The 20955-nt window shown below is 72.8% G+C and carries 18 protein-coding genes and 1 tRNA gene; 9 read left to right on the top strand and 10 right to left on the bottom strand.

What is annotated here, in order from left to right; all coding sequences use genetic code 11:
• Positions 1-80 precede the first annotated feature (80 nt).
• Positions 81-1172: an ABC transporter ATP-binding protein gene (locus ACN267_RS27210; RefSeq protein WP_088643228.1), complete on the bottom strand. Its 1092-nt coding sequence runs from the start codon at positions 1170-1172 to the stop codon at positions 81-83.
• A 366-nt stretch (positions 1173-1538) separates the two neighbouring features.
• Between ACN267_RS27210 and ACN267_RS27215 the strand changes: the two genes are divergently transcribed.
• From ACN267_RS27215 to ACN267_RS27230, 4 genes are all read left to right on the top strand, one after another.
• Positions 1539-1615: transfer RNA gene (locus ACN267_RS27215), tRNA-Thr, on the top strand.
• A gap of 168 nt (positions 1616-1783) precedes the next feature.
• Entirely contained in the window at positions 1784-2188 is a 405-nt protein-coding gene (locus ACN267_RS27220) for a helix-turn-helix domain-containing protein (protein ID WP_204957510.1), read from the top strand.
• A gap of 35 nt (positions 2189-2223) precedes the next feature.
• A complete protein-coding gene (locus ACN267_RS27225) occupies positions 2224-2643 on the top strand; it encodes a VOC family protein (RefSeq protein WP_281902427.1) in 420 nt (139 codons plus the stop codon).
• 58 nt (positions 2644-2701) lie between these two features.
• Positions 2702-3136: an ASCH domain-containing protein gene (locus ACN267_RS27230; protein ID WP_421489960.1), complete on the top strand. Its 435-nt coding sequence runs from the start codon at positions 2702-2704 to the stop codon at positions 3134-3136.
• Between the two features lie 18 nt (positions 3137-3154).
• On the opposite strand, the gene ACN267_RS27235 is transcribed toward ACN267_RS27230, so the two are convergent.
• Complete coding sequence (locus ACN267_RS27235; RefSeq protein WP_281902433.1) at positions 3155-3841, bottom strand: hypothetical protein; 687 nt, start codon at positions 3839-3841, stop codon at positions 3155-3157.
• Positions 3842-3978: 137 nt separating this feature from the next.
• Positions 3979-4521 (bottom strand): hypothetical protein, encoded by a 543-nt coding sequence (locus ACN267_RS27240; protein WP_421489961.1) that lies wholly within the window; start codon positions 4519-4521, stop codon positions 3979-3981.
• Positions 4522-4689: 168 nt separating this feature from the next.
• Here ACN267_RS27240 and ACN267_RS27245 point away from each other — a divergent pair, with 168 nt between their 5' ends.
• The gene (locus ACN267_RS27245) at positions 4690-7077 is read left to right on the top strand and encodes a M4 family metallopeptidase (protein WP_421489962.1); all 2388 of its coding nucleotides are present in this window, start codon (positions 4690-4692) and stop codon (positions 7075-7077) included.
• Between the two features lie 106 nt (positions 7078-7183).
• Positions 7184-7948 (top strand): enoyl-CoA hydratase/isomerase family protein, encoded by a 765-nt coding sequence (locus ACN267_RS27250; protein ID WP_204957515.1) that lies wholly within the window; start codon positions 7184-7186, stop codon positions 7946-7948.
• Positions 7949-8075: 127 nt separating this feature from the next.
• Here ACN267_RS27250 and ACN267_RS27255 read toward each other — a convergent pair whose 3' ends face one another.
• Complete coding sequence (locus ACN267_RS27255) at positions 8076-8519, bottom strand: HNH endonuclease (RefSeq protein ID WP_204957516.1); 444 nt, start codon at positions 8517-8519, stop codon at positions 8076-8078.
• A gap of 330 nt (positions 8520-8849) precedes the next feature.
• Positions 8850-9818, bottom strand: coding sequence for a hypothetical protein (locus ACN267_RS27260; RefSeq protein ID WP_421489963.1), 969 nt, complete (start codon positions 9816-9818; stop codon positions 8850-8852).
• A gap of 223 nt (positions 9819-10041) precedes the next feature.
• Between ACN267_RS27260 and adhE the strand changes: the two genes are divergently transcribed.
• Positions 10042-12615: a bifunctional acetaldehyde-CoA/alcohol dehydrogenase gene (gene adhE / locus ACN267_RS27265; protein ID WP_421489964.1), complete on the top strand. Its 2574-nt coding sequence runs from the start codon at positions 10042-10044 to the stop codon at positions 12613-12615.
• 32 nt (positions 12616-12647) lie between these two features.
• Here adhE and ACN267_RS27270 read toward each other — a convergent pair whose 3' ends face one another.
• The gene (locus tag ACN267_RS27270) at positions 12648-14174 is read right to left on the bottom strand and encodes an FAD-dependent oxidoreductase (RefSeq protein ID WP_421489965.1); all 1527 of its coding nucleotides are present in this window, start codon (positions 14172-14174) and stop codon (positions 12648-12650) included.
• 58 nt (positions 14175-14232) lie between these two features.
• On the bottom strand, positions 14233-14757 hold the full coding sequence (locus ACN267_RS27275) for an MSMEG_6728 family protein (RefSeq protein WP_421489966.1): 525 nt from the start codon (positions 14755-14757) through the stop codon (positions 14233-14235).
• A gap of 111 nt (positions 14758-14868) precedes the next feature.
• Here ACN267_RS27275 and ACN267_RS27280 point away from each other — a divergent pair, with 111 nt between their 5' ends.
• Positions 14869-16662, top strand: a complete 1794-nt coding sequence (locus ACN267_RS27280) for an NAD-binding protein (RefSeq protein ID WP_421489967.1) — start codon at positions 14869-14871, stop codon at positions 16660-16662.
• Here ACN267_RS27280 and ACN267_RS27285 read toward each other — a convergent pair whose 3' ends face one another.
• The 3 genes from ACN267_RS27285 to ACN267_RS27295 all read right to left on the bottom strand — a co-directional run bounded on the left by ACN267_RS27285 (position 16663) and on the right by ACN267_RS27295 (position 19396).
• Positions 16663-17895 (bottom strand): APC family permease, encoded by a 1233-nt coding sequence (locus tag ACN267_RS27285; RefSeq protein WP_421489968.1) that lies wholly within the window; start codon positions 17893-17895, stop codon positions 16663-16665.
• Positions 17896-17947: 52 nt separating this feature from the next.
• A complete protein-coding gene (locus tag ACN267_RS27290; RefSeq protein ID WP_421489969.1) occupies positions 17948-18463 on the bottom strand; it encodes a peptidoglycan-binding domain-containing protein in 516 nt (171 codons plus the stop codon).
• Positions 18464-18658: 195 nt separating this feature from the next.
• Entirely contained in the window at positions 18659-19396 is a 738-nt protein-coding gene (locus ACN267_RS27295) for a phosphatase PAP2 family protein (protein ID WP_421490511.1), read from the bottom strand.
• A 144-nt stretch (positions 19397-19540) separates the two neighbouring features.
• On the opposite strand from ACN267_RS27295, the gene ACN267_RS27300 reads away from it, so the two are divergent.
• Positions 19541-20749: a DUF4032 domain-containing protein gene (locus tag ACN267_RS27300; RefSeq protein WP_204957522.1), complete on the top strand. Its 1209-nt coding sequence runs from the start codon at positions 19541-19543 to the stop codon at positions 20747-20749.
• Positions 20750-20955: the final 206 nt, after the last annotated feature.

Below are 20955 nucleotides of genomic sequence, written 5' to 3' on the forward strand. Positions count from 1 at the left end.
GCACCCGGCCCGCCCGGGACGAGAACACGACGAAAGGGGCGGCCCGCCGAAGCGGACCGCCCCTTTTCCGTGCGGTGGGATCAGATGCGGTGGCCGGTGGCCGCGTTGAAGACGTGGCTGCGGCCGGCACGCGGCTTCACGAACACGGTGTCACCCATGTTCGGCATGTTCCGCCGGTCGGTGCGGACCACGAACCGCTCCTCGTGGCCCTCCAGCGCGGCGTGGCCGTAGACGTTCGCGTCCGAACCGAGGTCCTCGACCAGCTCGACCACGACCGGCATGCCGCCCTCGGTGGGGCTGACCAGGTCGCAGTCCTCCGGGCGGAAACCGACGGTGACCCGGTTGTCGCCACCCTCGCTGCGGGCCGCCTCGACCTGCTCGCGGGTCAGCGGGATGTGCATCTCGGCGAACGCCGCACCCCGCTCGTTCAGCGGGACGGTCTTGATGTTCATGGCGGGGGAGCCCATGAAGCCGGCGACGAACACGTTGGCCGGGGTGTCGTAGAGCGCCCGCGGGGTGTCCACCTGCTGGAGGACGCCGTCGAGCATGACCGCCACCCGGTGACCCATGGTCATGGCCTCGACCTGGTCGTGGGTGACGTAGACCGTGGTGATGCCCAGCTTGGCCTGGAGCGACGCGATCTGGGTACGGGTCTGCACGCGGAGCTTGGCGTCGAGGTTCGACAGCGGCTCGTCCATGAGGAAGACCTGCGGCTCGCGGACGATCGCCCGGCCCATCGCGACACGCTGGCGCTGACCACCGGAGAGCGCCTTCGGCTTGCGGCTGAGGTACTCCTCCAGCTGGAGCAGGCCGGCCGCCTCCTTGACCCGCCGGTCGATCTCGGCCTTGGGGGTCTTGCGCAGCTTGAGGGCGAACGCCATGTTCTCGTACACCGACATGTGCGGGTAGAGGGCGTAGTTCTGGAAGACCATCGCGATGTCGCGGGCCTTCGGCGGGAGGTGGGTGACGTCCCGGTCGTCGATGTAGATCGCGCCGTCGTCGACGTCCTCCAGGCCGGCGAGCATCCGCAGGCTGGTGGACTTGCCGCAACCCGACGGGCCGACCAGGACGAGGAACTCCCCGTCGCCGATCTGGAGGTCGAGCTGGTTGACCGCGGGGCGTTCGGTGCCCGGGTAGATCCGGGAGGCCTTCGCGTACGTGACCGTAGCCATGGTGGTGCGCTTCCTTTCACCGGCAGGAACGTGCCGGACGATCCGAGTGAAGGAGCTGTCGGCACCCACGGTGCCGACCCGCGGACGCCATCCGCAGGGCAGCCGTGGCCGACCCCGGGTGTCATCCGTGTCACTGCACGGTAAACGGGATTTCCATCCCTGCCAAGACGGGATACACCGAGTGGGACGGACGGCATACGCATTTCGGTCAGGCGGGCACGGCCGGGCATCAATCCCCTCGCCTGACGGGGCTCCGGCGCGTCGATTCGTCGGTGGTACGGGCATGAGATTGACGTTTTCCATGCTCGGGCACCCTGCCGGCCGGGATTTCCCGACGTCAGTCGCTATGCTGACCTCGCACCACGCGCCCCTGTAGCTCAGCTGGCCAGAGCACTCGCCTTGTAAGCGAGATGTCGCCGGTTCGATCCCGGCCGGGGGCTCCAATTCCACAGCACGGCCGCCACTGGCGTTGCCGCTTGTCGATCCGTCGGCGGTGCGCGGGCGCGGACGACCGTCCGTGCCGCCGTCCCCGCCCGTCGCGGGACCCCGCCGGCCGGGCCCGGCTGGGTAACCTGATCCGGCGCGAACGGGGACGACGGGGGCGGGGGCCGATGAGTCGTGCGGTGGAGCAGTCGAACCGGGCCATGCTGCGGGCCCGGGACGCGATGGACCGGGCATACGCCGAACCGCTGGACATCCCGGCGCTGGCCCGGATCGCGCTGGTGTCCGAGGCGCACTTCATCCGTACCTTCCGGGCAACCTTCGGCGAGACGCCCCACCGCTACCTGCAACGACGTCGGGTGGAGCGGGCGATGGCGCTGCTGGTGGAGACCGGCCGGGACGTCACCGACATCTGTTTCGCCGTCGGGTTCAGCAGTCTCGGCTCGTTCAGCCGCACCTTCCGGCAGATCGTCGGCGAGTCACCCAGCGAGTACCGCAGCCGCCGGTCGGCCGGCGACCCGACGGTGCCGAGCTGCTTCACCAAGGCCTGGACCAGGCCCAGCAGTTTTGGATAAGCAGCAGGTCAGCGGCCTGGCATAGCGTCTGCGGCATGACGATGAACGCGATCACCCGCTCCCAGCTCTATGTCCTCGACCAGGACGAGGCGCTCGACTTCTATGTCGGCAAGCTGGGCTTCGAGGTCAACACCGACCAGGATCTGGGCTTCATGCGGTGGCTGACGGTCAACGTGCCAGGCGACCCGCAGCGCGAGGTGCTGCTGGAGAGGCCCGGCCCGCCCGCGCTGGACCCGGCGACCGCCGAGCAGGTCCGGGAGCTGCTGACCAAGGGCGCGATCGGCGGGTGGCTGAGCATCACCACCGACGACGCGCACAAGACGTACGAGGACCTGGTCGCCAAGGGCGTCGACATCACCGACGAGCCGACCGAACGGCCGTACGGCATCGACTTCGGCATCCGTGACCCGTTCGGCAACCGGATCCGGATCGGCCAGATGTTCCCCCGGGCCTGACCCGGCGACGCCGGTATCGCGGGTGCGGGCGGCGTGGTCACCGGGCTACCGTCGCCCGGTGACCACGCCGAACGTTCCCGACCTGCCGAAATGCGAGTTCGCCTTCCCCGGCCCGCTGCGTGACCAGCTCGTCGCCGCCGTGCTCAGCGGGGCGAAGACCTCCACCACGGGCCTGCTCCAGGACTACGAGCGCGACGGCGAGCCGTTACCGGCGGTGGGCGACCGGTCGGTGGTGGTCGACTCCGCCGACCGGCCGGTCGCGGTGATCGAGGTGACCGGGGTGCGGGTGGTCCGGCTCGGCGACGTCGACCTCGACCACGCCCGCGACGAGGGGGAGGGCTACGACTCGGTGGCGGCCTGGCGGGCCGGTCACGAGGACTACTGGCACGGGCCGGACTACCTGGGCTGGCTGGGTGATCCCGGGTTCCGGGTGGACGACGACACCCTCGCCGTCGTCGAACGCTTCCGGGTGGTGCCGGGCGTCACCGGCTGACCCGGGGTGGCGGGCTGGTCAGCCGGTGGGCTGTTCCAGTTCGTCCCGGATGGTGATGAAGTCCTCCTTGCGGTCCGGCTGCTTGGTGGCGGTCAGGAAGACCACCACCCCGGCGACCTCGGGATCGGCCCAGGCGCAGGCGGTGAGGTGGCCCTGGTCGGCGGTCCGCCCGCGCCCGCACCGGGCCTCGCCGCCGTACCTGCCGAACTCCACCGACCGGGGCTTCGGAATCCGGTACGGCTTGAGCAGCCGGTCCAGCATGGCCTGCGGGTCGGCGACGGTGCCCGAGACGGCGCTCACCACGATCGTCTCCGGGGTGGGTCGACCCTGTCCGTAGACCCCCTCGACGGTGCTGGTGGCCGGGGAAGCCTCGCGGGTCAGCTCGTTGAGCCGGAACCGGGGCAGCCCGGCGGGCAGTGGCGTGCCCGTGCGGGGCAGCCCCAGCAGGGTGTCCGGGGTTCGCAACGTCCGCGCCACCGGTGTCGGAGTGGGCACGGAGGCCCGTTCGACGTCGGCGACCGCGCACCCCGTGGCCAGGACGGTGGCGACCACCGCCGGCAGCGACCCGATCCGGCCGAGCGTCCGGCGCAGGCCGGCCGGCCCGGACGCGCGCGGTAGGCCGAGGGGGAGGTGCGGGCGCGACGGGCGGTGTGGGACGGTCGGGTCGAGCGGGTGGCGCGGACCGGCGGGTCGTCTCTTCGGCACAACGCTCCTCGCACGAATCGGAGCGGGTAGGTTATCCGACCAGTGTCACCCCGGGCGGCTTCCGCCCGCGCGGGCCGCCGTGAGCCGCGCCACCGCCGACGCGACCGCTGGCCGGACGCGGGAAACGACCTTCGTGGTCAGCCGGTGGCGGTGGTCTTCATCAGCAGCGCGGCCAGTTCCCGCGTGGCGGCGGGTGGCTGCGGGCCGGTCGGGCAGTCGGTCCAGTCGACGTGGGTGGTGCCGACGGCGAGCTGATAGCGGTACGTGTCGGCGCAGCCGTCGTCGGACAGGACGCCGGCATGGTCGCGGGTTGCCGGGCCGATGAGCGTCCGGAGCCGGTCGAGCGCCGCCGAGTCGAGCCGGCCGGTACGCGTCGCGCCGGCCCGGTCGGTCGTGGTCCACCGGCCGTCGGGCTCGACGGTCACCGTGTCCCGGTTACCGGCGAAACCGCCGGAGCGGGTCAGGACGACCCGGTCCGCCCCGGTTCCCCGGGTGCCGGGGTCGCCGGGCGTGCCGGTCGCCGGGGCCCCGGTCGGGGTGCCTGCGGCGGCGGTCCCGTCGGAGGTCGGAGCGGTCGTGGCCGCTGGTGACGCAGGGGTTCCCGGCTCGGCCGCTGAGCAGCCGGTCAGTAGCGCGGCGGCGGTCGTGACGGTTGCCAGGAGCAGGGCGGGTGATCTCATCCCGATCGGACGTGCATCGACGTCAATCGGTTCCCCGGGTAGGGCCCCTCCTCCGTTCGGCCAGTGTCGTGTCATGGAACCGCTCCATCCCTTCTCTTTTCCCGGGTGTATCGCTATATCTACATGCGTGACTACCCCCGTCACATCTTTCCCTTGCCAGGAGGGCACGTGAAAAGACCCCTCGCCGCCGTCAGCGCAGTTCTGCTCACCAGCGGAATGCTGACCTGCGTCGCCACCGCAGCGCACGCGGCTCCCCCCGCCCCCGCCCCCGATGCCGCCCCCGCCGCCCGCGCCGAGAGCCTGCTGCGCAGCAACCCGGGCGCGGTCCAGGGCACCGGCGCGGAGGCGTACCAGGCGGTCCGCACCAAGGTCGACGCCAACGGTGCGGCACACGTCCGGTACACACGTACCTACCAGGGGCTGCGGGTGTACGGCGGTGACTTCGTCATTCACACCGCGCCCGACGGCACCCTCGCCGGCACCTCGGTCGGCCTGGCCGCCCCGCTGACCCTCGGCACCACCGCCAAGATCAGCGCGGCGTCGGCCGCCGCGACGGCCCGCAAGGCGTTCTCCGGCACGATCACCGAGGTGGGTACGCCGGAACTCTTCGTCGACGCCACCTCCGGCAAGGGCATGCTCGCCTGGGAGACCGTGCTGTCCGGCTGGAAGGCCGACCAGCAGACCCCGTCGAAGCTGCACGTCATCACCGACGCCAGCACCGGCCGGGTCGTCGGCGCGCACGACGAGATCGAGTCGGTGGTCGGCAGCGGCCAGGGCATCTACACCGGCTCGGTCAGCATCGACACCACGCTCTCCGGCAGCACCTACCAGATGATCGACCCGTCGCACGGCAACGGGCGCACCTGTGACATGAACAACGGCACCACCACCTGCACCACGTTCACCGACGCCGACAACGTCTGGGGCGACGGCACCAACAGCAACCGGCAGTCCGCCGGCGTCGACGCCCACTTCGGCGCGGCCAAGACGTTCGACTACTTCAAGAACGTGCACGGCCGCAACGGCATCTTCGGCAACGGCACCGGCGTGCCGAGCCGGGTCCACTACGGCCGCAACTACATCAACGCCTTCTGGGACGGCGCCCAGATGACCTACGGCGACGGCGCCAGCAACTCCCGGCCGCTGGTCTCCCTCGACGTGGCCGGCCACGAGATGAGCCACGGCGTCACCGAGGCCGTCTCCGGCCTGGTCTACTCCGGCGAGTCGGGCGGCCTCAACGAGGCCACCAGCGACATCTTCGGCAACATGGTGGAGTTCTACGCCGCCGCGCCGAGCGACCCGGGCGACTACCAGGTCGGCGAGAAGATCAACATCAACGGCAACGGCACCCCGCTGCGCTACATGTACAACCCGTCGCTGGACGGCTCGTCCGACTCGTGCTGGACCACCAGCACCAAGAACAAGGACGTGCACTACTCCTCCGGCGTCGGCAACCACTTCTTCTTCAACCTCGCCGAGGGCACCGGCGCCACGTCGTACGGCACCTCGCCGGTCTGCGGCTCCGCCCCGGCGGTCACCGGCATCGGCCGGGAGAAGGCCGAGAAGATCTGGTTCCGCGCCCTGGACGTGTACTTCACCTCCAACACGTCGTACGTCAACACCAGCACCCCGTCGAACACCGCCCGTGCGTACAGCCTGAAGGCGGCCACCGACCTGTACGGCAGCTGCTCCACCGAGTACAAGGCCGTCCAGGCGGCGTGGACCGCGGTCGCCGTCTCCGGCAGCGACGCCCCCTGCTCCTCGACCGGTAACGACTTCTCCGTCTCGCTCTCCCCGACCTCCGGTTCGGTGACCGCGGGCGGTTCGGTCGCCACCACCGTCGCCACCGCGACCACCAGCGGCACCGCGCAGACCGTCACGTTCTCCGCGTCCGGCCTGCCGACCGGCGCGACCGCGACGTTCAGCCCGGCCTCGGTGACCTCGGGTGCCGCGTCGACCCTGACCATCGCCACCTCGGCCAGCACCCCGGCCGGCAGCTACCCGGTGACGGTCACCGGCACCGGCGCGGTGGCCCACTCGGCCAGCTACACGCTGGTCGTGAGCAGCGTCGGTGGCACCTGCACCGCCGGCCAGAAGCTGGGCAACCCCGGCTTCGAGTCCGGCAACACGGTCTGGGCGGCCAGCACCGGCGTCATCGGGCAGAACGGCGCCAGCCAACCCACCCACGGCGGCACCTGGAACGCCTGGCTGGGCGGCACCGGTGGCACCCTGACCGAGACGCTCTCCCAGTCGGTGAGCCTGCCGGCGGGCTGCTCGACGTACAACTTCAGCTTCTGGCTGCACATCGACAGCCGGGAGGTCACCACCACGACCGCGTACGACAAGCTGACCGTGCAGGTGCTCAACTCCTCGGGCACCGTGCTGGCGACCCTGGCGACCTACTCGAACCTGAACAAGGCCACCGGGTACACCCAGCGCTCGTTCTCGCTGGCCGCGTACGCCGGCCAGAGCGTGACCCTGAAGTTCACCGGCACCGAGGACGCCTCGCTGCGGACGTCCTTCGTGGTCGACGACACGGCGCTCGACGTGTCCTGACCTGACCCCTGCGTCGGTGGGCCCGGCGGCCACCCCTCCTGGGTGGTCGCCGGGCCCGCGCCGTTATGGTCGCCGCACCGGTGACGCGACGAGAGGGGTTACGACGGTGTCGGACGCGGAGTTGACCGTCGGGGTGACCGGCGCGGTGGCGACGGTGACGATCCGTAACCCGGCCCGGCGCAACGCGATGACGCCTGCCATGTGGCGGCGGCTGCCGGTGCTGCTGGACGGGCTGGAGGCCGACCCGGCGGTCCGCGCCCTGGTGCTCACCGGCGCTGACGGGGCGTTCTGCGCCGGTGCCGACCTCGGCGACTTCGACGAGCTGCTGGACGCGAACGGGGACGCGGGCATCGCGGTCGCCGCCGAGGAACGGTTGGCCGCGTTCGCCAAGCCCACCGTCGCGGCGGTGCAGGGCCCGTGCGTGGGCGGTGGATGCCTGCTCGCGGTCGCCTGCGACCTGCGGATCGCCGCCCCGGACGCCCGGTTCGGGGTGCCGCCGGCCCGGCTCGGGCTGGTCTACCCGGCACCCACCACCAGGCGGCTGACCCGGCTCGTCGGCCCGTCCACGGCCAAGTTCCTGATCTTCACCGCCGAGCTGATCGACGCCGAACGGGCGCTGCGGGTCGGCCTGGCCGACGAGGTGGTCGACGACCTGCCCGGCCGGGTGTCCGCGATCACCGGGGCCATCGCCGCCCGCTCCCAGCTCAGTATCGCCGCCGCCAAGGAGATCATCGACGACCGGGCCGGACCGGCGAGGATCGCCTGGTGGCACCGCAAGGCACGCGACAGTGGCGAGGCCCGCGAGGGCGTCGCCGCCCACCACGAACGCCGCCCGCCCGACTTTCCCTGGTCGCCGGCCGCCGGTCACTGATCCGGTCCGCCCGGCTGCCACCGATGGCGGGGCCCGTTCCCCTGGGTGGGGCGGGGCGGTGGGGGCCGGCGGGCGTCGCGCCGGGGCGTACCCCGACGCGACCCCCTGTGCCCGCCGGCCGGTCCGGTCACCGCCCGGCGAGGCTCGCCCAGCTCGGCGTCGCCGGCGCCCGCCGCAGCGGCATGTCCGCCTCGGCCGGCGTCCGGTCACCCTTGCGCTGGTTGCACGGGTAGCAGGCGGCGGTGGTGTTCCGCCAGGTGTTGCCACCGCCGCGTGAGCGGGGCAGCACGTGGTCGACGGTGCTGGCCGGCCCGCCGCAGTACGCGCACCGCCCACCGTCGCGGCGCAGCACCCCCGCCCGGGACCAGGCCGGGCCGGCGCTGAACCGCCAGCGGGTGACGACGTACCGGACGAGCCGGACCACCCGGGGGACGGGGAAGACCCCGATCACCCGGTCCGGCTCGGCCTCGTGGATCTCGGCGACCCGACGGCACAGCATCCGGATCGCGTGTTGGACGGTGACCCGGTGCAGTGGGCCGAGGTCGGCGTTGATGACGAGGACGGCGTCCACCGGGCTCTCCCTTCGCGGTCGGTGGGTCGATCGGTCTGTCGGTCGGCCCGGACGACGAAGGCCACCCGGTCCACGGTGGGACGGGGCGGCCGGCACGTGCGGCACGCGTCAGTCGGGTTCCCCGTCCCGGGGGTGTTCGGCTCGGTCACCGTCGACGGGTAGCGTCGACCACGCGCTGGTGAGCTGCGGCGACGTCATGGCGTGCTCCCGGTTCGACTGGTTGGCCTTGCGCGGATCACGGTAGGCGCGGCGGCGCGGGCGGGCAACGCATTTCGATGCCACCCGCCGGCCGTGCCCTCCGCTTGCGAGCTGCCGGACCGGCAGACCTGGTTACGAGCGGACCGACCAGACGGTCACGTCGACCGAGGCCGGCGTCGCCTGGTAGCGGTTGTGGTCGATCCGGACGTAGTTGACCACCGTCGGGTCGCCCGGGTCGGGCTGGCAGTAGGTGACCGGGGTGGGTTCGAGCTGTTCGAGGTCGATGCTCGAATAGCGCTGCGCCTTCGGATTCCGGCAGCCCTCGTAGCTGAGGTCGGTCGGGTCGTCGGTCCAGTTGTAGAGGGCGAGCTGGTGGTCCTTCCCCTGGAAGATCAGGGTGCCCGCACCGGTGCCCCGCGCGACCCGGGGCTTCGGCAGGAAGTAGACCGAGTCCCCGTCGAGCAGCTTCCAGTGCGGCGCGTCCTTCGGCGGCACCCAGTCCCGTTCGACCGGCCCGGGGGCGGGCGTCGGCCGGGCCGTGGGGGTCGGGCCCGGGCCGGCCGTGGGCCCGTCCGGGCCGGGATCCGGGGTCGCCGGGGTGGTGGCGGGCGTCGCCCCGGACGGGTCGGGGGAGGGCGTCGGCCCGACCGGGGTCGCCGTGACGCCGGGGGCGGCCGACGCGGCGTCGACGGAGGTCGTGGGGGAGGCAGCCCGCGCGTCCGGGTTCCGGTCCGTCGGCCAGGAGAGCACGGTCACCGTACTGACGATCACCAGCAGCAGCGCGGCGATCCCGGCCGGCAGCCACCAGCGTCGCCAGCGGCGGCGCAACCCCGGGGCCGACGGAGTGGCGTCTGCTCCGGTCGGTGCGTCGGACGCGGGCGGGGTGGACCCCGGCGGCAGGGCGGCGGCGTCCGTCGCCGCCCGGGACAGTCGTGGGTCGATCGCGCTGAACAGGGACAACAGCCCGAGCGCGCTCGCGGCGAAGACGCCGGCCAGGCCCACCAGGGCATTGGCCTTGTCGACCCCGATCCGCCAGGCCAGCACCGCCACCCCGACGGCGGCCACGGCGAGCAACGTGTAGGCCCTTCGCGGTCCCGTCATGCGAATCATGGTGGACGGGGGCGACGGGGCGCGGTGTCGGGTAGGCGACGCTGCGTGCCCGCCGCGTGACATCGGGACCTTCGGTCGACCCGGAGGTGCCCGGGACGGGCGTGACGACGGGACCTTTGGCCACCGTCGGACGGGTCCTTGCGCCCCACCGCCGAGACGGCCGTCGATGGATGCTGAGGGTGTCCGAGACGCCGCCAACCGCCGAGGTGAAAGCATGTCGACCGAACTCGCCACCACGATCGACGCCCTGGTCGCCGACGGCCTCAAGGCCCTGGCCGACTACGACCGGTACGACCAGGAGCAGATCGACCACATCGTCGGCAAGGCGTCGGTGGCCGCGCTGGACCGGCACGCCGCCCTCGCCCAGCTCGCCGTCGCCGAGACCGGTCGGGGGGTGTTCGAGGACAAGGCGGTGAAGAACATCTTCGCCTGCGAGCACGTCACGCACAGCATGGCGAAGACCCGTACCGTCGGGGTGATCGCCCGGGACGAGATCAGCGGGATCGTCGAGATCGCCGACCCGGTGGGCGTGGTCGCCGGGATCACCCCGGTCACCAACCCCACCTCGACCACCATCTTCAAGGCGCTGCTGGCGCTCAAGACCCGCAACCCGATCGTCTTCGCCTTCCACCCGGCGGCGCAGCGGTGCAGCGTCGAGGCCGCCCGCACGGTACGCGACGCGGCCGTCGCCGCCGGGGCCCCCGAGCACTGCATCCAGTGGATCGAGGAGCCGTCGGTCGAGGCGACCACCGCGCTGATGCACCACCCCGGCGTCGCCACCATCCTCGCCACCGGCGGCAACGCCATGGTCCGGGCGGCCTACTCGGCGGGAAAGCCGGCGCTCGGTGTGGGCGCAGGCAACGTGCCGGCCTGGATCGAGGCGACCGCCAAGCTGAAGCGCGCGGTCAACGACATCGTGCTGTCCAAGTCGTTCGACAACGGCATGATCTGCGCCTCCGAGCAGGCCGTCATCCTCGACGCGGCGATCCACGACGCCGCCATCGCGGAGTTCCGCACCCTGCACGCCCACCTGGCCACCCCGGCCGAGAAGGCCAAACTGGAGGCGCTGCTGTTCCCCGCCGGCAAGCTCAACCCCGACGTGGTCGGCCGGACCGCCGCCTGGATCGCCGACGCCGCCGGGATCACCGTCGCCCCCGACACCTCGATCATCCTGGTCGCGGTCGACCGGGTCGGCCCCGACGAGCCGCTGACCCGGGAGAAGCTCTGCCCGGTGCTGGCCGTGCTCCGCGCCGACAGCCGCGAGCAGGGCCTGCGGTACGCCGAGCAGATGGTCGAGTTCCACGGCCTCGGGCACAGCGCGGTCATCCACACCGCCGACGAGGACCTGGTGGAGGAGTTCGGCCGCCGGGTCAAGGCGGTCCGGATCATCTGGAACTCGCCGGCCTCGCAGGGCGGCATCGGCGACATGTACAACGCGTTCCTGCCGTCGCTGACGCTGGGCTGCGGCAGCTACGGCCGTACCTCGGTGTCGGACAACGTCTCGGCGGTGAACCTGCTCAACATCAAGCGGATCGGCCGGCGGAACAACAACATGCAGTGGTTCAAGGTCCCGTCGAAGATCTTCTTCGAGGCGAACGCGATCCGCTACCTCGCCGAGATGCCCGACGTGCACCGGGTCACCGTGGTCACCGACGCCACCATGACCCGGCTCGGCTTCGTCGACCGGATCAACCGGGTGCTGCAACGCCGCCCCGGGCGGATCGCCCTGCAGATCATCGACGACGTGGAGCCCGAGCCGAGCGTCGAGACCGTCGACCGGGGGGCCGCGCTGATGCGGGCCTTCCGGCCGGACACCATCGTCGCCCTCGGCGGCGGCTCGGCGATGGACGCGGCCAAGGTGATGTGGCTGCGCTACGAGCACCCGGACGTGGTCTTCGACGACATGCGGGAGAAGTTCTTCGACATCCGCAAGCGCGCCTTCACCTTCCCCACCCTCGGCGCGCTGGCCCGGCTGGTCTGCGTGCCGACCACGTCGGGCACGGGCGCGGAGGTCACCCCGTTCGCGGTGATCACCGACCACCGCACCGGCAAGAAGTACCCGCTGGCCGACTACGCGCTCACCCCGACCGTGGCGATCGTCGACCCGGTGCTGACCGCCAGCATGCCGGCGACCATCGCCGCCGACAGCGGCTTCGACGCCCTCACCCACGCCATCGAGGCGTACGTGTCGGTGTACGCGAACGACTTCACCGACGGGCTGGCCCTGCACGCCATCCGGCTGATCTTCGCCAACCTGGAACGGGCGGTGGTCGACGCCGACCCCGAGGCGCGGGAACGGATGCACAACGCGGGCACCATCGCCGGGATGGCGTTCGGCAGCGCCTTCCTCGGCATCGTGCACGCCATGTCGCACACCCTCGGCGCGACGTTCCACATCGCCCACGGCCGGACCAACGCGGTGCTGCTGCCGCACGTGATCCGCTACAACGGCACCGTCCCGGCGAAGCTGTCCGGCTGGCCGCGCTACGAGAGCTACCGGGCCCCGGAACGGTTCGCCGAGATCGCCACCCAACTCGGCCTGCCGGCGGGCACCCCGGCGGAAGGGGTGGCGTCGCTGGCCGACGCGGTGGAACGGCTGCGCGACGCGGTCGGCATCGAACCGTCGTTCGCCGCGATCGGCGTCGACCGGGCCGCGTTCGAGGCGGCGCTGCCGCAGCAGGCCCTCAACGCCTACGAGGACCAGTGCGCCCCGGCCAACCCCCGGATGCCGATGCTCGACGACATGCAGCAGCTCATGCGGGACGCGTACCAGGGGACCGCGCGCTGACCGTCCGGCCCACCGGCCGGGCGGGCCCCCGTTCACTTCCCGGCGAGCAGTCCCCGGGGGCGGATGGAGCGGACCGGTTCGGTGGCCGCCCCCGCAGCGCGCAGGATGTGGTTGGCGGCGATGATCCCGGTCGCCGCCGACCGTTCCATCAACGCGCTGGGGAAGTCGGTGCCGATGCCGTCCCCGGCCAGGTAGAGGCCCTCGGCGTCGGTGCGTACCCCGGGGCGGCCGGGGTGGCTGCCCGGGGTGAACGCCGGGGCCTGCGCCTCGACCCGGGCGCGCAGCTCCCGCACCCCCAACCCGGCGACCTCCGGCCAGAGCGCGACCAACTCGGCGCGCATCCGCTCGGCCAGCTCCTCGGCCGGCACCCCCTCGTCGCAGGCGTACGCGTGCAGCTCCACCACCGCGCCGCCGGTGCGCTGCGCCCACCGCCGGGACTCGTTCTCCAGCCGGTGGTAGAGGGTCACCGAGTCCAGGGTGGGCTGGCGGGACACCCCGCTGAACACCGCCCGGTCGGCCCGGACGTCCCCGTCGAGCCAGTACCGCGCCACCGCGTACGGCGGGCCGGGCCGACCGAACGCGGGCATCCGCGCCACCAGCTCGGGTGCCACCGTGACCAGGCCGGGGGAGGCGGCGACCAGCGCCGCCAGCGCGGGCGGGTCGACGGCCAGCACCACCTGCCCGGCGGAGTGGACGGTGCCGTCGGCGGTGGTCACCCGCCAGCCGTCCGGTTCCCGGTCCAGCCGGGTGGCGGCGACCCCGGTGTGCACCCGGCCGCCGTGCTTCTCCACGTACCGGGTCAGCGGCTGCCAGATCGCCGTGGCGTAGTCCTCGTCGGGGCAGTCGAACGCCAACCCCTCCGGGTTGCCCAGCAGATAGAAGTGGAACTGGGCGATCATCTCGGCGGCCGACATCTCGGTCTCGTGGTTGAAGAACGAGTGCGAGAAGACCTCGAACAGCATCGCCCGCGCCCGGTCGGGCAGCTTCAGCGAGGCGAGCAGCGCGTCGGCGGTGGTGTCGTCGAACTCGGCGTAGGTGCGCACCGGGTCGTAGCTGAGCAGCGGCAACGCGGCGTCCCGGTCCATCGTGCGCAGGTCGGCCAGGCGCAGGCTGGGGCTGCGCAGCAGTAACGCCAGCAGGTTGGCCGGCGGGGCCGGGGGCAGCCGGCCGAACTCCTCGGTGGGCCACTGCGCGGACAGGATCGGATAGCCGGGGATCGGCTTGAGGAAACCGAGCGTCGGCTCGACCCGCCGCAGGATCGACCGCCAGTTGTAGTACTGCCGGAAGAACGCGTGGAAGCCGTGCTCGTTGACCTGGCTGCCGTCGGCGAGCGCCTCCGGCCACGCGCCGAGCCGGCCGCCCAGCGTCGGCGCGGCCTCCAGCACGGTGACGTCCACCCCGCGTTCGGCGAGCACCACCGCCGCCGACATGCCGGCGATCCCGCCGCCCACCACCACGGCCGTGGTCGGTCGGGCCACCCGGGGGGCGCCACCCCCGCCCGGGTCCACCACGTGCTCGCGTACGCCGATGAGCCGGCCCAGCTTCTGCGACAGCGCCATGTGCACCTTCCGACCCGAGGGACCCCCAGTCTGCCCGACCAGGCCCGATCCGGCCCGGTCAGACCGGTGCGGTGCCGCCACCGGAGTCGTCGGCGGGGTTCGGCCGACCGGCGGCGAGCGGGGGACGGTCGGACGGCGGCCAGACGTACTCCAGGTCGGACGGCACGTCGCCGAACTGCGGGCGGTAGTGCGCCGGGTCCTTGCGCAGCAGCGCCGAGCGGTGGCTGCGGTGCAGGTCCTCGCGGCCCAACCAGGGTGGCAGCTCACCGGCGGCGGCCAACTCCGCCTGGCTGCGGACCCGGCCGTGGCCCCGGGCGGCGGTCAGGTCGGTGACCAGTGTCGACGCGCAGGTGTCCGCCCGGCCCGCCGCCGACCAGACCGCGCACACGTCCAGCCCGTACCGGGTCAACGCCTCCTCGTAACCGGCCCACATCTTCACCGCCGGGTGGTTGCGCCAGCCGTAACCTGGCCGGGTCAGCCCGCGCAGCACCTGGAGCGCCTCGACCCGCTGCTTGCCCAGCCGCCGCTGGTCGAGGGTCCGCGCACTGGCCAGGAAGTCCGGGTACGGCAGGAACGTCTGCACGTCCGCTGCTCTACCCGCCGCCACGCCCACCATGCCTGCCCGCCCAACCGGTACCGTCCGGTGCGCTCACCAGGGCTGCGTGTCCGGCGACCGGATGGCTACCATCCGGGCATGGCCGAACCCCTGCGGGACCGGGCCCGGCGCGCGACCGGCTGGCGGTTACGGATGAACGGCGACACCCGTGGGCACTACGTGGTCTGCGGCGACGACCCGCTGGCGTACTGGGTGGTGCGGGCGCTGCTCGGCACCGACCCGGCGCACGGGCGGGTCCGGATCACCCTGGTGGTGCCGGAACGCCGCCGCTCCGAGGGCCCCGACGGGCGCGACGTCGACGGGGTACAGGTGATCCGGGCCGACCGGCTCGACGAGTCGACCTTCCGCCGGGCCGGCCTGGCCGGCGCGGACGGCCTGGCCCTGCTGCACCAGGACGACGTGGGCAACATGCAGGCCGCGCTCTGCGCGCAGGAGGTCGAACCCCGGCTGCGCCTGGTGGTCCGGATGTTCAACACCAGCCTCGCCAACGGCCTGCGGCAGCTCTTTCCCGACTCGGCGGTCCTCTCCGACGCCTCGATGGCCGCCCCGGCGTTCGTCGCCGCCGCCCTCGGTGAGGTGGCCCCGACCCACTTCCGGCACGGCGGTCGCACCCTCTACGTGGCCCGCCGCGCCGACGTCCGCCCCGCCGACGTGGTCTGCGGGCTGGCCGTCACCACCGATCCGGAACTGGTCCGGGTGCTGCCCGCCGACGAGCAGGCAGCCGACGTGGTGCTCGCCGAGGCGACCGGCCAGCCCGCCGGCACCGAGCTGGCGGCCCGCCGGCTGGTCCGGGCGCGGCGTCGCCGGCGACCCCTGGCGGTGCTGCTGCGGGCGGTCCGCAGCTTCGCCACCCGCAAGATCGGTATCGCGGTGCTGACCCTGCTCGGGGTGATCGCCCTGCTCGGCTGGCTCAACGCCCGTGCGGTCGCGGTGAGCTGGACGGAGGCGCTCTACCTGACCCTGGTCACCACGCTCAGCGGCCAGGACCCGGACGTCACCAAACCGGCCGCCGCCCAGATCATGCAGGTGGTGCTCAACCTGGCCGGGCTGGCGCTGATCCCGCTGATCACCGCCGTGGTGGTCGACGGCATCGTCAACGCCCGGTTGGCCCTGCACGCCGGGCGCATCCAGCCGGAACGCACCGGGCATGTGGTGGTCGTCGGTCTGGGCAACATCGGCACCCGGGTGATGGCCCAACTGCACGACTTCGGCGTCGAGGTGGTGGCGATCGACCGCAGCGCGGAGGCGCGTGGTGCGGCGCTGGCCCGGCGGCTGGGGGTACCCCTGATCGTCGGGGACGCCGCCCGCGAGGAGACGCTCCGTTCGGCCTCGGTGGAACACTGCCAGGCGCTGGTGGTGGTCTCCACCGACGACGGGGTCAACCTGCGGGCAGCGCTCAACGGCCGGGTGCTCAACCCGGAGCTGCGGGTGGTGCTGCGGCTCTTCGACGGCGACTTCGCCGAACGCATCCAGCGGGCGTTCGGCATCGGCATCTCGCGCAGCGTGTCCTACCTGGCCGCGCCGTCGTTCGCCGCCGCCCTGCTGGACCGGGCGGTGATCGCCACCATCCCGGTCGACCGGCACGCCCTGCTGGTGGTGGAGGTGCCGGTGACGGCCGGTGCGGCCCTGGACGGTCGCCCGCTCGGCGCGGTGGCCCGCCCCGGCGAGGTGCGCCTGCTGGCCCACTCCCGGCCCGGCCACAAGACCGACTGGCGGGCCGACCCCCGGATGGTGATCTCGGCGGGGGACCGGCTGACCGTGGTGGCCCGGCGGGCCGGGCTGAGCGCCCTGCTCAGCGAGACCACCCCGCCCCCGCCCCCGGCCCCGCCGCCGCCCGCCGGGGTGCCGGCCTCACGTGACCCGCAGGAGTGACTAGCGGGGGCGGACGGCGTACCAGAGCGCGCCGAGGGCGAGCACCCCGAAACCGGCGAGCACGCTGGCGGTGGGCAGGCTGACCGCGAGTAGCAGGCAGCCGACCAGCCCCGCCCCGGCGAGCGCCCGGGTGGGCAGCCGTCGGGTCGGGTCCCGGCCCAGCGTCCACGCGGCGGCGTTGGTGATCGCGTAGTAGACCAGCACCGTGCAACTGGAGAAGCCGATCGCGCCCCGGACGTCACCGAGCGCCACCACCGCGACCACCACGGCGGCCACGGTCAGCTCCGCGCGGTGCGGGACCCGGTGCATTTGGTGCACGGCGGCCAGCGCCCCCGGCACATCCCGGCGGCGGGCCATCGCCAACAGGGTGCGACCCACCCCGGCGAGCAGGGACAGCAGCACCCCGGTCACCGCCACCGTGGCCCCGGCCCGGACCACCCAGGCCAGGCCGGGCAGCCCGGCGACGGTCACCACGTCGGCCAGGGGCGCGACGGACGCGGCCAGCCGGTCGGGGCCGAGCACGCCTACCGCGACCACCGCGAGGACCAGGTAGACCGCCAGCACCACCCCGAGGGCCAGCGGCACCGCCCGGGGGATGGTGCGGGCCGGGTCGCGGACCTCCTCACCGAGGGTGGCGATCCGGGCGTACCCGGCGAAGGCGAAGAAGAGCAGGCCGGCGGCGGTCAGCACACCCCGGGCCGTACCGCCGCCCTCGGCGAGCCGGTCGAGCCGTACCTCCCCGGCGGCCAGGCCGGTCACCGCGACCAGGGCCAGCACCGCCAGCACCACGACCACCAGCACCTTGGTGGCGGCGACCGTGCGGGTGACACCGCGCAGGTTCACCGCGGTCACCGCGAGCACCGCGCCGACCGCGACCGGCCGGGCCTGCCCCGGCCACAGGTACGCTCCGATGGTCAGCGCCATCGCCGCGCAACTCGCCGTCTTGCCGACCACGAAACCCCAACCGGCGAGGAACCCGGCGAACGGGCCGAGCCGTTCCCGGCCGTAGACGTAGCTGCCGCCGGATTCCGGATAGCGGGCCGCCAGCCGGGCCGAACTGGTCGCGTTGCAGTAGGCGACGAACCCGGCCAGCGCCAGCGCCACCAGCAGCCCGGTGCCCCCGGCCGCTGCGGCAGCCGGGGCGAAGACCACGAACACGCCCGCGCCGAGCATCGCCCCCAACCCGACGACCACCGCATCGGGTACGCCCAACCGCCGGCTCAGTCGATCCACCACCGCAGGTTAGAGACCGGAGGTGAACGGGTGGTACCCGGCGCGCAGCCGGTCAGGAGCAGATGCTGAAGTTCGCGTAGGTGTACGAGAGGAGTTGCCACTCCAGGTCGGGGCCGAGGCTCATGTCCCACCTGCCGTCGGCGCGGCGATCGAAGTAGATGAAGTTGGTGCCGGCACCGTCGTAGTAGAACCACGACTCGTAGACGCTGAGCCGGGTTGCCGCCTTGGCCAGGGTCCCGGAGCCGACCACGCCGTCGCTGCGTAGGCCCCGGTCGCTCTGCCACTTCGTCGTGGCGGCGGTCGTGACCGGCCCGAACCGACAGTCGATTCCGGAGCGGTCGAGATAGCCGTCGGCCCACAGGATCATCTGCCACATGGCGACGACGTTGCTGTGCGGGCGCGTCGAGGCGGAGACGGGGCCCTCATCCGCCCAGTCGTCCGCCCATGCCCCCGCACCCGCGACGTACCCCTGGCTGACGGAAGCCGACGCCGGCGCTGCGGAAATGGCGGGAGCGCCGAGCATGGCGACGACCACCGCCGTCGCGACGACCCTGATGCGCAGAAACATGGGTATCCCCCTCTGACTGCCGGACGGGTTCCGCTGGACACAGGCTTGACGATTTCTCGTCCGTTGTCAGGCAGCCTTCCGTCGTCAGGAAGGCGGGAAGCGGACAGCTGGCCCGGGGCCGGGTGGGGCGACGCCCCCGCTCCGCTCTGCCGGGGCGAGGCGTCGGGTCCGCAACCGGACGACAGCGCGGCCCAGTTAGGCGTCGGCGGTGAACGGGCGATCCCGGCCGCGCAGCCGGGTCGGTAGCGGCAGGTCGTCCCAGGGGATCCGGCGCAGCAGCCGGTCCAGCAGCAGCCCCAGCAGCAGCCCGGCCACCGAGTCGGTCAACCAGTGCCAGCCCAGGTAGGTGGTGGTGCACAGGACCACCAGCGGCGGCACCACCCGTACGGCGGTGGCCAGCCGGGGTGGCATCCGCCGGCCGACGGTACGCAACAGCGGGACGAGCAGCAGGGCGAGCACGCCGTACCAGACGATCGCGTTGGCCACGTGCCCCGACGGGTACGACTGGGCGTAGCGCACCGGCAGGGCGTGCTGGAACAGCGGCAGGGTCTGCTCCGGCGACAGGAACGGCTCCTTCACGCTGGCGCTCGGGGCCGGGCGGGCCGTCCACACCTTGAGCGGCCCGATGGTCAACAGGGTGAGCGCGAAGGCGACCACCGGGGGCAGCAGCGGGCGCACCGAGCGGAACCGTACGGCCAGCAGCACCCCCAGGGCGGCGGCCAACAGCGTCAACGGGGTGCCCTGGCCGAGCAGGTTGAGCACCCGGGCCACCCAGTAGGCGGCGGTCGGCCGGTGTCCGTCGGCCCAGTCGGCCACCGCCCGGTCGACGCCGAACAGGTGGCCGGCGGCGAGTGCCCAGGTCAGCGCGACCAGGGCGGTGAGCAGCAGCAGGTCGTACCACCAGCCGGCCGGGCGGACCGGTCTGAGCCGCACTCCGCCGCGTACCCTCGTGGTTCGCTCCCGCACGCGATCACGCTACCGGCCGACCCGGTGGTCGGGACGGCACGGCCCGGGGTCGATGTGTGTCGAACCACGAAGGGAAGCGTCGGACGGGGGACACCCGGCACACTTGTCCCCGTGCGGATCACCTCGGCCCTCGTCGACCCGGCGCTGCTCGACCTTCCCTGGTCGACTCCGCTGGAACAGTGGCCCGCCCGGCACCTGGTGGCGCTGCCGCAGGGCATCTCCCGGCACATCGTCCGGTTCGTCCGCCTCGGCGACTACGTGTACGCGGTCAAGGAGACCGGGGAGCGGGTCGCCGAACGCGAGTACGACCTGCTGCGGGCGCTGGAACGGATCGACTTCCCGTCGGTGGAGGCGATCGCGATCGTGGCCGACCGGCAGGCCGACGACGGCACCCCGCTGGACCCGGTGCTGATCACCAGGCACCTCCAGTTCTCGCTGCCCTACCGGGCGTTGTTCTCCCGCACGTTGCGCCCGGAGACGATGGGCCGGCTGCTCGACGCCCTCGCCGTGCTGCTGGTCCGGATGCACCTGACGGGCTTCTTCTGGGGTGACTGCTCGCTGTCGAACACCCTGTTCCGGCGGGATGCCGGGGCGTTCGCCGCCTACCTGGTCGACGCCGAGACCGGCGCGCTGCACCGTTCGCTGTCCAACGGGCAGCGCGGCGAGGACCTGGAGATCGCCCGGGTCAACATCTTCGGTGAGGCGCTGGACCTCCAGGCGGCGGGGCTGCTGCACGACTCGATCGACCCGGAGGTGGTCTGCGAGGAAGTCGTGCAGCGCTACGAACGGCTCTGGCACGAGATCACCTATGAGCAGCAGGTCGAGCGGGAGGCCCGGCACGACATCGAGCGCCGGATCCGCCGACTCAACGACCTGGGCTTCGACGTGGCCGAGGTGGCCCTGTCGACGGTCGACGACGGGCGGTACCTGGTCCGCCCGAAGGTCGTCGACGCCGGCTACCACACCCGGCGGCTGATCCGGCTCACCGGCCTGGACGCCGAGGAGAACCAGGCCCGCCGGCTCCTCAACGACCTGGACGCCTACCGGGTGGAGAGCGACCTGACCGACGAGCAGCAGGCGGCGCACCGCTGGCTGACCGAGGTCTTCGAGCCGGTCGTCCGGGCGGTCCCCGCGCACCTGCGGCACAAGTTGGAGCCGCAGGAGGTCTTCGCGCAGATCATCGAGCACAAGTGGTTGCTCTCCGAGCGGGCCGGCCGGGACGTGGGGATGGGTCCGGCGGTGCAGTCGTACCTGGCCGACGTGCTGGTGCACCGCCCCGACGAGCAGGCCGTCCTGGGCGTCGAGGTCCCCACCGCCTGACCCGCCCGTCTTCCGGCCGCCCGCTCCACGTCCCACCTCGCTGCGCTCTGTCCCGTTCCGGTCGGGGACCGCACCGGGTCGACGGGATGACCGGCCGGCTGCTGCCGCAAGGAGGGATGTGTGTCGCGCGTCCTTTCGACCTGATGACGTTGACGACTCGGCACCCGTTGCGGCGCGTTCGCCGTACCGCACCTGGAGACCTTCCT

Source organism: Micromonospora sp. WMMD734 (assembly GCF_049178975.1).
GTDB lineage: Bacteria > Actinomycetota > Actinomycetes > Mycobacteriales > Micromonosporaceae > Micromonospora > Micromonospora wenchangensis.